This window comes from Aliifodinibius sp. S!AR15-10, assembly GCF_031569985.1.
Taxonomy (GTDB): domain Bacteria; phylum Bacteroidota; class Rhodothermia; order Balneolales; family Balneolaceae; genus JAMQKA01.
Window position 1 is genome coordinate 1 of sequence record NZ_JAMQKA010000083.1, and the last position, 11,966, is coordinate 11,966.

The window sequence follows — 11,966 nt, forward strand, 5'->3', positions numbered from 1 at the left end:
TCTGCTTATAGAAGACTACCTCGCAATACATCAACGAAGCTAACCAAGCAAGCAGCAGTACTACCATGTAAGTGACAATCTACATATTACAATTTGAGCCTTGACTTTTTACATAGAAGGATGACACTAAGGCTTTTTTTAACAGCAAATCGCGTTTTAGCATTAATTCTTGATATTCCCCAATCACCCTATATTTTAGCTTATATGCTATCCAGACTATTCCATAGGCGCTACCTGATCTCCCTCAGCTACCTGCTGGTAGTGATTATCGGGATTATCGCCTGGCAGAATATTTCCCTGGAGATGTCGCCCGACCTGAGCCTGCCCTCCATCACCGTCAGCTACAGCTGGGGCAGCACCTCTCCCGAAGTGATGGAGCAGGAAGTGACGCGTAAAGTAGAGCAGGCCGCCAACCGTCTGCGCGACGTCCAACGCATCGAGTCAATTTCGCGGGAGGGACAGTCGACCGTCACCATCACCTTTAACCGCCAGGCGCCGGTAGAATATCGCAAGGTGGAGCTGCAGGAGTACCTGTTTTCCCTGCAGGAGGCGCTCCCATCCAACGTTCGCCAGCCCTCCATAAGCCGGCGCGTGCCGGAGGAGCTGCAGGATATGCAGACCTTTGTCGTCTATTCGTTAAGCGGAGAGCGTTCTGTTCGAGAGCTGCTGGAATACGCCCGCCGTAACATTCGGCTGTCGCTACTGGGACTCGATGGCATCGCCGGTATCGAGATCAATGGTGCCCGCGATCCCGCCCTGGCGGTAGAATTTGATACCGATCTGCTGGAGCGATACGACATTGAGCCGCGTGAAGTGCTCAACAGCATTCGCCGGAAACTGGAGTGGCGATCTTCGGGATATATCGAAACCTCTGGCAGGCGCATTAGCATGCTGGTGGAGCCGCAGTTCCAGGACCTGGCGCCCATCCGGCAGTTGCCGCTGCAGGTGCCCGGCAGCCAGCGTATGATCAGGCTGGAAGATGTGGCGGAGGTCGCCATGCAGGACTACCCGGCCAAGACGCTCAAGCGCATCAACGGGAGCCCAGCCCTGAGTATAAACTTTATCAAAGAAAGTGGGGCTGATGCCATCGGGCTGGCCGAGCAGATAAGGGCCGAGATGGACCGTATCACGCAGGTGCTGCCTTCCGACATAACCATCCAGCTAGAGCAGGACGCCACCGAAGAGCTCCGCGCCCAGTTCGGTAACCTGCAGTACCAGGCGTTGGTGAGCCTGCTCGTCGTATTTATCGTTTTACTACTCTTCATCCGACGAATGAGAGCCCCGTTTGTCATCCTGGGCAGCATCCTGTTTTCCCTGCTGATGAGTGTGGCCATCCTCTACTTCATCGGCTACACGCTTAATATCATTACGCTGGCCGGGCTGACCGTCTCCCTCGGCATGATCATCGACAACGCTGTGGTGGTATTCGAGCAGGTTAACCCCGGCCTGCCTGACGATCGCGAAGGGCGCATCAAACACATTCAGCAACAGCTGCCGCGCGCCCTGGTGCCGGTGTTGGGCAGTACCTTCACAACGGTGGGTATCTTTATTCCACTGTTTTTTGCGATGGAAGAACTTCAGCTCTTCCTTGTGCCGTTGGCGGTGGCTCTCTCCTTCACACTGATCTCATCCGTCTTCATCGCCCTTAGCTGGATTCCATATTCATTGATCTGGCTGGTTCCCGGAGACACCAATGGTAAGAATGAGAAGGGAATAAAATCCCGAATAAGCCTGTTTTCCAGCCTGCGCCGCTACCTCCTGCTTCTTTTTTCATGGCGCCACAAGCTGCGGTGGTTGTGCTACGCGGCCTTAATCGCGGCTATCGGCATCCCATTGTTTGCTATTGAACAGCCTGATTGGGAAGAGGACACCGCGTGGCCGGAGTTTACGCAAGCCTATTTTGATAACCGCAATGATATAGACCCGTGGATAGGGGGCATCACCTACCGCTTTTTCAATGACACCTACTTCGGGAGTCCGTGGGGTCGCGACCGCCAGCAGCGTATCAATGTAAGTATTGAGACGCCCCAGGGCACGCCGCTTGAGGAGATCGACAAGATGGCGCGCAATTTTGAGCGGATTGTGAAGCCGTATGAAGAAGCATTTTCCTTTTACGAGACCCGGATTTCGGAGTACTCGGGCGCCCGGCTTGTTTTTTATATCAAGGATGAATACCTGGCACAGCCCGACCCCTACATCTTTTACGCGGAGGCTATGTTCCTGGCGGCGCGAACCGGTAACTCGGCAATTTCCGTCAACGGTCTTGGAGACGGCATGAGCACCGGCTTCGGAAGCAGCTCATCCAGTCACCGCGTGTCCATGACTGGATATTCCTATGATGAGCTACTGCGGCTGGCAGAAGATCTGCGGAGTCGCCTCATGAAGAACCGGCGCGTTGAAGGCGTGGATATCCACGGGACGGGCTGGTACAGCCGAGAGGACCTGTACCAGTATTACCTGGAACTCAATGATGAGGAGCTGGCCCTGCACGGACTTAACCGGCGGGAGGTGCTTTCGGCGATATCCCTGGACGTGAATCCCACCAACACCTTTGGCAAGGTGGAGCTTGCCGGGCAGCAGATGTACCTGATCGGTCGCAACAGGGCACAGCAAAATACTCAGGGGGAGCTGATGCGTGAAAAGCGGGTCACCAATGCCGACAGCACCACCTTTGTACTAGCTGATGTGGCAACCATCGGCCGGGAGAAGAGCCAGTCGATGATCCGGCGCGAGAACCAGTCATATCACCGGACGGTACGTATCGACTTTTTGGGTCCGTACCGACTGGGGGAGCAGTACATTGAGGGTGTGCTGGAAGAAACACCGGTCCCGGTGGGCACTACCATGGAGTTTGGTTCAGGTGGCCTGTTCAGTTACGGAAGCGAAGACCGGACGCAAAACTTATTGCTGCTGTTGGGGCTTACCCTGCTGAGCGTGTGGATGATCGTTTCGGCATTGCTCGAGTCGTGGGCCGACCCGCTGGTGGTGATCCTGGCCGTGCCGCTCAGCCTGCTGGGGATCATGGCGGGCAGCCTGTACCACGACTTGGCGTTTGATCGCGGCGCCATTGCGGGCACCCTGCTCTGCGTAGGCGTAGTGGTCAACAACTCCATCCTGTTGATGCACGAAAAGCAGCTGTACCGCTCGCTGGGTATCCACGGACTCCGCAGCTGGCTCTACGTCTACAAGAACAAGATGCGGGCCGTGCTCATTACCACATTAACTACTATTGGCGGCTTGATTCCTTTAATCGTAATAGGGGGAAGCGATTTCTGGCAGACACTTGCTACGGTTGTGGTCTGGGGGCTCGGCACCAGCACGGTGCTGATTCTACTACTGATGGGCGTTTGGGAAAAGAACAGTTAGCATGGGCTTAGAATTACCTGGTTTTACGTTTGGTGCCAGTAAATCCACCTGCCACAAGTTGCAAACTTGCGGCAGGAGCGGGGGAGATCATCGCGTCGTGGATAAAATACCACTCCTCGCGATGACATAGTTTGGGGGATGGACTTTTTTAAACTGTCATTGCAAGCCTGCGTATTTTGCAGGCGCAGCAATCCCCAAACGGAATCAAGGTTTCCATGAGGGAAGATCCACACTCCCGCAGGGACCCAAACGTTGATTTGGAAATTCACTAAATCAAAGCCACGTACTCCCGCAAGTTTGCAACTTGCGGTTATTATACTACAAAACTATTAAGCAACCATGAGTCGCAATTATAAATTCCACGACCAAGAGAAACCATATTTTGTGACGCTCACCACAGTATTATGGATCGATGTTTTTACCAGGCGTATCTATAAAGATCTGTTTGTGGAAAACATATTATACTGCATAGAAAACAAGGGACTAATCGTCTATTGCTGGTGCCTGATGAGCAATCATGCCCATCTGATTATTGGAACCGGTGACCTCACTATGCAGGGTATATTGAGAGATTTCAAAAAATATACCTCCAAAGCATTGATTAAGAAGATTAAACAAAATGCGGCAGAAAGCAGGAAAAGCTGGATGGAATGGCTATTCCCGCGGGCCGGGCAAAAAAATCCCAATAATAGGGAATATCAATTTTGGCAGCAGCACAACCAGCCCAAAGTCGTTGATTATCACGAGATTATTGAACAAAAGATGGATTATATCCACCGCAATCCTGTCAAAGCCGGGTGGGTTCAGCGGCCGGAAGATTTTCTGTATAGCAGTGCCAGAACGTATGCAGGGCAGGAGGGCATGCTGCCAGTTGAGGTGATTCGCTAGCCCGCAGTCCGCAAGTTTGCAACTTGCGGTTACTTGTACCCAAACCCTTGATACAAAAGCATAAATTCAATTATAAATCTGGAGAAGAAAGCATATGACATTATTCAACACGAAACTATGTAAAGCACTACTAGCAATTAGCTTGGCAGGCATACTGGCCGGTTGCCAGCAGGATCAGCAGCAAACACCGGAAGCACTGCTGGAAAGCCTGCCGCATCTGCATCCTAAGCAGGTGAACCAGTTCCAGCAAGCCGACTCGGTATACTTTGCTCACCTAGGATACAAAACCGTGCCACTGGCTGGTGGAAACGTGCTGCTCTATGACAGGACCAATTCGGGCCTGTGGGAGGTGAGTCCCCGAGGGGAGCTGGTTCAGCATTACACCCGGTCGGGCAAGGGACCGGGAGAGGTGCTGGATATTCGTACCATTTCTAAAACCCGGGAGGGAGAGGTCGTGTTATACGATCAAAAGAATAATAAAATTGTTCATTTTGATGAAACCGGGAAGTATGTTAATGAGAACGTACCTGCATCCTATAAGAAAGGGTTGGTTAGCCAGTTCTATCTCTTGGACGGGATAGAAAATTACCTGGTTCGCTTCAACTCGTTCAGTTTTTTGATGGATAAAACAAAGGAGCCGAAATCGTATTTGGTACCGTACAATGCAACTGATAATACGTATGGGGAGTCACTAACATTGGAGGCACGCACGTATGCCCGCCTCATCATGGACGGACAGGTCAGGGGCGGAACCGAGGTTTCGTTTTCGCCACGCCAGCTGATTGCAAACAATCCTGATGCCGAATCGCTGTACCTGTTCTGGACCGGCTCCAACCAGGTAGCTGAGATTTCGCCTGACTTTGATACACTCCGCACCATACCGGTTGATCTGCCGGCGCAACAGTTGAGCTCCACCGAACGGGACTCTATCAAAGAAGAGCATAGCGATGAACAGTGGGATACGCTTTCAGAGCTGCTGCCCGACCAGAAGGTCCCGGTTGAAAAGATGAAAGTGGATCCCGAAGTCCGCTTTTGGGTAAAGCTGAATTACCGGAGTGATTCTGATTTGTGGCTGATTCTAAACCAGGAAGGAAATCCCCAAAAAGTGGTACACCTGCCGGCAGGCAGCATGCTGACTCACATCTCTGATGATCACCTGGGCGTGCGGCTGGATGATGTCACCTTTGCGCTGTATGAGGCTGTGGAATAGTAGCGAGGGTTCCGTCCTCCCACAAGTTGCAAACTTGCGGAAGGAGTTTAGCCACAATCCTTTTTCCCTGTCATTGCGAGCCTGCGTTTTATTGCAAGCGCGGCAATCCCCTACAGTGATCGATGCTTCAAATCCCCTGTATGATCAGCGCTTCTTACTGCTCCGTCGGTCTGTACCTATAACTAACGCCTCCCATTGCATACTACTCCGCCTCTACGACATATAGGTGTCATCATACGTGACATTACAATGTCATTCTATCTGACACTACAATGTCGTGCTCCATGACACTATAATGTCGGGCTGCCTGAAATTAGTATGTCAGGCAACGTGACACTACTATGTCGCACAGGCTGACATTACAATGTCGGAAACCTTGACACCATAATGTCAGAGACCCTGCCACCGTAATGTCGTACTCCTTGTGCTTATAAGGATCGGAAGGCGGAGCAGTATACTACCGTTAGGTTACTACACCTAGTGGGCCGATGTTACCACGGCGGATGCTCGAGGTGCGCCGCAGGTTTGCTCGTACTTCCACCTCGTATTCCGTTGCCGGGAGGTTGCCCGGTAAGGACACCATAAGCGTACTTGGTTTATTCCGGATGAGTGGTCCGGCCTTCAGTTCCTCTCTATCCGAAACCAGGAATACCCCCTGCTTTTCATCCCCGGGATCGTGTTTTAGGAGAGAGCCGTAGATTTCGACGACCCCGCCGGGTGTCAGCTGGTTGTTTATTGTGCCTGACTCATAGTCTTTGACGTGTACAATGTTCGGTTGGCGCTGGCTGCGCTTCACTTTTTGGCTGGAGATATTGTCGGCTACCTCCTGTAATCTAGACCCCGGACTGCAATTGACGTTTACTTTGTGGCGCCGGGGATCAAAATAGTCATCGGTGCCTTTGAACACACCGCCAATGGAGGTGGAGATCTGCATAATGGAGGTATTCACGCGGTCGCCGTCGGCAATGTACTTGGCTATGGTCCGCTCATATCCCTCTACTACGGCCAGGATGTCCTCCTTGGTAATGCTGTGTCCACCGCCGGCGATCTCCTCGACAATATCCTCGGTGGTGCGGCTTTCCTGCCCCTGCACGACGGCCCGATGGTCTTCATCATCTTCTGTGAGTGGGTTGGGATGCAGTGCATATTTGATGCTCATAGGTTCCTCTCTGTGATTTATTGTGGTTGTTATGTCATAAGTTCTGCTACCTTATAGACCGTTGCGAAAGCAGATCCTTACAAAAAAATATTTTGGGGTTCAAAGAGGGCACTCAGTTTTTATGTGTCATTGCGAGCGTAACAAACGGAGTGGAGCCCGACAATCCCCAAACGTAATCGAGGGGAGATCAACGCGTCGCAGGAAAAACACTGCTCCTCGCGATGACATTTTAATGTCACGGCCCCTTTTACTGTCATTGCGAGCCTGCGTAGTTTGCAGGCGTGGCAATCCACCACATGAGATCAACGCCTAAGAACTCACCACAGATGGCAAGCTATTCCCCGGTAAATTCAGGATACAAATCAGACCATTCCGCATTTATCGATTCGATTAACCCTCTTTCTTCGCTCGGGACCATGATTTAATCTGTTTCTCACGCTTTATAGCATTTTCTACTTGCTCAAAATGTTCATAATACACCAATTTCGTAACCCGGTATCGGCTGGTGAATCCCGGGACTTTTAACGCTTTATGTTGCCCAACCCGATTTATAAGGTTGTTGGTCATTCCGGTATACACTACCGTATCATATTTATTGCTCATTAGGTAGACGTAGTAGTTATGGTTCCAGTTACCCATAGGTTTTGAGCCGAATTCGACTTATTAATTACTCATACATAATTCTCATCTCGAGGATGTGTTTTTGATCTTACTTGCCTCATTCCCATTTGGGGATCGCCGCGTCGCGGAAACCCACCGCTCCTCGCAATGACACATTTTAGGGTTCGGATCCTTTTTTTGTGTCATTACGAGCCTGCGTTTTCTTGCAGGCGCGGCAATCTCCCATGGAGATCACTGCCCATAAGTTGGGAGGGAGTTGTACTCCCGGCCCCTCGCCGATTTATAATGCCCCGCCGATGATTAGTTAGCCCAATAAAAAACGTCCCGCACCAAGAGGCACGGAACGCTTTGGGAAATTCAGAAGTAATAAAAGTTTGGAGGGCGTTTCACTCCCATCCTGTACACCTAACCCCAGCTCCTACTCAGCAGGAGGCACGGCATCATAGACCACAACCTTTTTCCACAGGTCGCTGTAGTTCTCAACAAAATCGAGGTGCGTGGGATGCGTCTGGTATGCCTGCTCGGATTCCAGATCATCAAAGATGAAGGTGATAGAGAAATCGTAGCTGCTGTCAATTACTTCCCGGTCCGTATCTGCCGGAACCCCAACATAGGCATCCTTAATGAGGTCAATTTTAGCGATTTCCTTCAGCCCCTCATGCAATTTCTCATGATCAGCTTCACTGTCCGGGTTATTAAGCCAGAAATAGACGGTATGTACAAAAAAGCCATCCTCATTGCCCGAGCCACTTGACTGTTGTGCCAGTGCGGGAACTGCGAGTGCAAAGAGTAGCGTAAAAATAAGGACCGTATTCATTATCTATTGTTTTGAATTAAAATTCTTGGTTCAAAGTAGGTCTTATATCAAAATATTACCAGCCATAAGCTACACACCACAGCCTTAAATGCAAGCATGATTTGATATTTCGGGATCGGTAGTGAAAGCTTTGATAATAAAAACTGTCCTGAGTCACAAAGATCTCTCACTCGCGTTCGAGATGACTGGTTGAGGGAAGGGGGGGGCTGTTCACAGAGAGCGGCTGTAATCAACACCTCAGCCTCTCCATGTAGTCGTCATTTCGACCGAGAGGGAGAAATCTTCCTCAATGAGGACCGCCCTATAAAATCATGGCAAACACAAAAACATCATCACTACCTATAGGAAAGCGGGAATTAATTCCCACCAAAGGGTAGAGCAGGGTTTCTGCTGTGGGAATAATAATCTCCTAACTATGAAAAGGTGATTCATATTAAGGAAAAATACTTTTTAGTGAGAAGGATTGCTGAAACAACACAGCTGCAGCAAATACCTGCTATTCTCTTCTTGCCAACTGATCAAAAAAATGCTCATATTAAATCCCTCTTAAAACTTGAACTATTATGGAAATATGCTGGACGATATTTGGAAGGAATATGATGTAAAAGCCGATGCGTCACCGGTCCATCTTCTGCTTGGCGATCTGCACGTATGGCTGCAGCAAAAGAACGAAGAGATCTGGATTGCAAACCGGTATAAACAGGAATTATACGGTAGGGTAACGGCCAAAACTGTGCCCCCCGAGGATCTGTCATGGTCACGTTGGGCATACAAAACGCCGGGCGACAAGGTGCAGGTTTTGCCGGTGTTTCCCGACCTGCCGGTAGTGATAAGCTCGGAGTTCCCGCTGACGATAAGTCCGGGGGCAAAAATTCAGATTGTTACCCGTATTCCCATATGGATGCGTACTACGTTCAGTAACTCGAGTTACGTATTGAGAGAAATACCGAGCGTGAAGCTTTCCAAAACGTGGTTTGGCACCCCGCTGGAAGGGGAGCTCTGCTATTGGTCGACCACCAAAGCCCGGCGAAGCCTGGAGGGGGTGGAACCCAGGCCCTACATGGTAAACTGCCCGATATGGATTAGCAACAAAGATTCTGAAGATCTGCATTTCGAAAAGTTTTGCTTTCGCGTGGAAAGGCTGGGCATTCACCGTTTCAATGATGAATTGTGGGCCGGCGAAACCCAGATTGTGCACCACGGGGAGGACTCCAACAGCGATATCACCATGACCGGGAAACTGCCCACCAATTTGGGCAAGGGGGAGCAGCTAACAAAACCCCGGAATCCGGTTCACAGAAGCCTGGCTACGCGCACCTTCAAAAAACTGTTCGACGACACCTTTATCACTGCACGTTAACCCTGTATTAGTACGATGGACTCTACTTCAGTATCCAACTTCGCGATTGAAAACTTAATTACGGATGAATTTTGGACGCTTGCCCTGCGGGTGGCGATGATCCTTGCGATCGGTTTTCCCGTCCTTTTTATGCTACGCGGCTGGGCCCGTTCCTTTTTCACCAAGCGCTATGCCTCTCACTACGGCATGCTGGCGGGAAAGATCGTATTCTATGCCGGGTTGACTATCCTGGTAGTAACGGTGATGGGACAGCTTGGAGTCAGCCTTGCACCACTACTTGGGGCAGCCGGCATCCTTGGGGTAGCACTGGGTTTTGCTTCACAAACCAGCGTTTCAAACATCATAAGCGGGCTGTTCTTGATTGCCGAACAGCCGTTCAAAGTCGATGATATAATCAATGTGGGCACTACTACCGGAATTGTGATGTCCATTGATATGCTGTCGATTAAACTGCGCACGTTTGACAACCAGTTTGTGCGCATTCCCAACGAAACGATTATCAAAACGGAAGTCATAAACCTCACCCGGTTTCCCATCCGTCGTTTTGATGCCCTGGTTTCAGTGGCCTACAAGGAAAACATCGACGAAGTCCGCGAGGTGTTGCTGAAAGTGGCTGAAAAGAATGAATACAGCCTTTCCGAACCGGAGCCACAGGTCATATTCAACGCCTTCGGGGCCTCCTCCATTGACCTGCAGCTTCGCGTATGGGGGCAGTCGAGCGAGTTCCTGTTGCTTAAAAACTCAATTTATGAAGAGGTGAAAGAGCATTTTGATGAGGCAGAAATTGAAATTCCATTCCCCCATGTTTCGCTCTACAAAGGGGAGGCCAGCAGTGCCATCCCGATCGAAATTATTGCGAAAGATCAAAAGAGCAATAACGGTGACACCCCTACTGAGCTGAAAGACTAATAACTTTTTGACTCCCTTTCGAGCCCATACTTTGCATGCTTGGCACACACTCTGAGATCAATGCTTCTTTCCCATTCGGGGATCGCCGCGTCGCGGGTACCCGCCGCTCCTCGCGATGACATAGTTTGGGGTATGGACCTTTTATAACTGTCATTGCGAGCCTGCGCATTTTACAGGTGCGGCAATCTCCAAAAGTGATCAAATGCCTAATAATCCACTACAGATGGTAAGCTATTTCCCGTAATTTATAGGATTTCAATAGACTATTTCGAAACATGTTTGCTAATCATTAGTGTCCGGGGAAATTAAACGTTTAGACAAAAAATGCCGTTTAAGTTTACCACATTTCGTTTTTGGAAAGGAATTTAAAATGAACCTCTTTATAAACGGACTTCCTACCATAAGACCAGTTTCGGCTCATCCGGCCTTGGTAAGGTTGACCGCCCGGAAGGGATCGGAGGGGAGCGTAAAGGAAAAATCTGTGATTTTTTTAGCGGACCGACGAACCCTTCAGGTCAAGTTTACCTGAGCCGGTGAATTTTTTGGTTCGTTTTTTCTTCATTGAAAAAATGAACAATAGGAATGAGAAGCAGGGCAATATCAAAAAGTTTTCCGGACAACAGTGTTTGCTAATCAGATATTGGGAGATTGCCTCCCTCCACTGTCGGGGTCCCGTCGCCGAATCCTTCACAATGACAGTTTATTATATCGAACCCAGGTTTATAGGTTATGGCTGTTTAAAGCTTTTCATTTGAATCATGAATTAACAATCCATCTGAGCAAGCCCAATTAGCACGCTGTAAAATAAGCGAGTCCTGCGCATCGTTGGTATGGGCACTTCAAAATAAAACCAGAGCTGCCGGATATGAATGCCTTTTGCAGAGCAAAATTGTTATGGCTGTTTTCACTTCTATTTGCACTCTCTTCCTGCGGAACCTCTACCGATGGGGAGGAAGTGCGGTATTATGAATTCACCCATCAAGATGAGGAGATCAACTACTCCTTTATTGCTAAAACATCGAATCCGGATGTGATAGCCAACGTGGAAGAAGAGCTGGCAAAGCCGTTTGATGAGCGCTCCATGCATATTAACGGGGATATTGCAAGAGGAAACGATGGGTATAATCAAGGCTGGAGCTGGCACTTCCTACCCGAGCAATGGGATCTTGCCAGCGTATCCACCGAAGTCTGTGACGGTCGCCCCGGCATGGTGGAAGAGGACCTCGACTACTGGGTAGATCAAGTCGGCTACTTTTGTCCATGGAGTTCCCGCGTGCTCCGCGAAGTTGATCCTTAATTAGGCCTTACCCAAAAAATCACCGACACGGGATTTCTTCGCCTGGCTGCTCTGTCACTGCGAGGGATTCAGTGACCATAGGGAGCAATCCCGTTGCAATCTCCTAATTGTAAGAACAAAATCGGGCAGGGAGATCGCTACGTCGACCTCACGATGGGCCCACTACTACCAAAGACGCCTCCTCGCGATGACAGATATGATTATTGTGACCCTTATCTCGAACTGACGTGTGTGCCTTGAAGTAGAGACATGTTGTCCGACTTAAGCAACATGTTCTTTTACATACTGTTGTAGAGATGGTAGTTGGCCTACCGGAGGCGCTGTCAGCCAGTGCCTTCA

The 11,966-nt window shown here is 49.9% G+C and carries 10 protein-coding genes; 6 read left to right on the forward strand and 4 right to left on the reverse strand.

Annotated features, from left to right (window positions below):
• Window positions 1-204 precede the first annotated feature (204 nt).
• From NC796_RS25940 to NC796_RS25950, 3 genes are all read left to right on the forward strand, one after another.
• Complete coding sequence (locus tag NC796_RS25940) at window positions 205-3,366, forward strand: efflux RND transporter permease subunit (protein ID WP_310688748.1); 3,162 nt, start codon at window positions 205-207, stop codon at window positions 3,364-3,366.
• Between the two features lie 339 nt (window positions 3,367-3,705).
• A complete protein-coding gene (locus NC796_RS25945) occupies window positions 3,706-4,254 on the forward strand; it encodes an REP-associated tyrosine transposase (RefSeq protein WP_310688749.1) in 549 nt (182 codons plus the stop codon).
• Between the two features lie 94 nt (window positions 4,255-4,348).
• Window positions 4,349-5,464, forward strand: a complete 1,116-nt coding sequence (locus tag NC796_RS25950) for a 6-bladed beta-propeller (RefSeq protein ID WP_310688750.1) — start codon at window positions 4,349-4,351, stop codon at window positions 5,462-5,464.
• A gap of 463 nt (window positions 5,465-5,927) precedes the next feature.
• Here the strand turns inward: NC796_RS25950 and NC796_RS25955 are convergent, their stop codons facing one another.
• The 3 genes from NC796_RS25955 to NC796_RS25965 all read right to left on the reverse strand — a co-directional run bounded on the left by NC796_RS25955 (window position 5,928) and on the right by NC796_RS25965 (window position 8,061).
• Window positions 5,928-6,623, reverse strand: coding sequence for a DNA-binding domain-containing protein (locus tag NC796_RS25955; protein ID WP_310688752.1), 696 nt, complete (start codon window positions 6,621-6,623; stop codon window positions 5,928-5,930).
• Window positions 6,624-7,013: 390 nt separating this feature from the next.
• Window positions 7,014-7,262, reverse strand: a complete 249-nt coding sequence (locus NC796_RS25960; RefSeq protein WP_310688753.1) for a GIY-YIG nuclease family protein — start codon at window positions 7,260-7,262, stop codon at window positions 7,014-7,016.
• A gap of 400 nt (window positions 7,263-7,662) precedes the next feature.
• Window positions 7,663-8,061, reverse strand: coding sequence for a Dabb family protein (locus NC796_RS25965; protein ID WP_310688755.1), 399 nt, complete (start codon window positions 8,059-8,061; stop codon window positions 7,663-7,665).
• A gap of 571 nt (window positions 8,062-8,632) precedes the next feature.
• Between NC796_RS25965 and NC796_RS25970 the strand changes: the two genes are divergently transcribed.
• Window positions 8,633-9,421 (forward strand): hypothetical protein, encoded by a 789-nt coding sequence (locus NC796_RS25970; protein ID WP_310688756.1) that lies wholly within the window; start codon window positions 8,633-8,635, stop codon window positions 9,419-9,421.
• A gap of 15 nt (window positions 9,422-9,436) precedes the next feature.
• A complete protein-coding gene (locus tag NC796_RS25975; protein WP_310688757.1) occupies window positions 9,437-10,330 on the forward strand; it encodes a mechanosensitive ion channel family protein in 894 nt (297 codons plus the stop codon).
• On the opposite strand, the gene NC796_RS25980 is transcribed toward NC796_RS25975, so the two are convergent.
• A complete protein-coding gene (locus NC796_RS25980) occupies window positions 10,327-10,452 on the reverse strand; it encodes a hypothetical protein (protein WP_310688758.1) in 126 nt (41 codons plus the stop codon). The two genes, NC796_RS25975 and NC796_RS25980, sit on opposite strands and share 4 nt — an antisense overlap.
• A gap of 743 nt (window positions 10,453-11,195) precedes the next feature.
• Here NC796_RS25980 and NC796_RS25985 point away from each other — a divergent pair.
• Entirely contained in the window at window positions 11,196-11,627 is a 432-nt protein-coding gene (locus NC796_RS25985; RefSeq protein ID WP_310688759.1) for a hypothetical protein, read from the forward strand.
• Window positions 11,628-11,966: the final 339 nt, after the last annotated feature.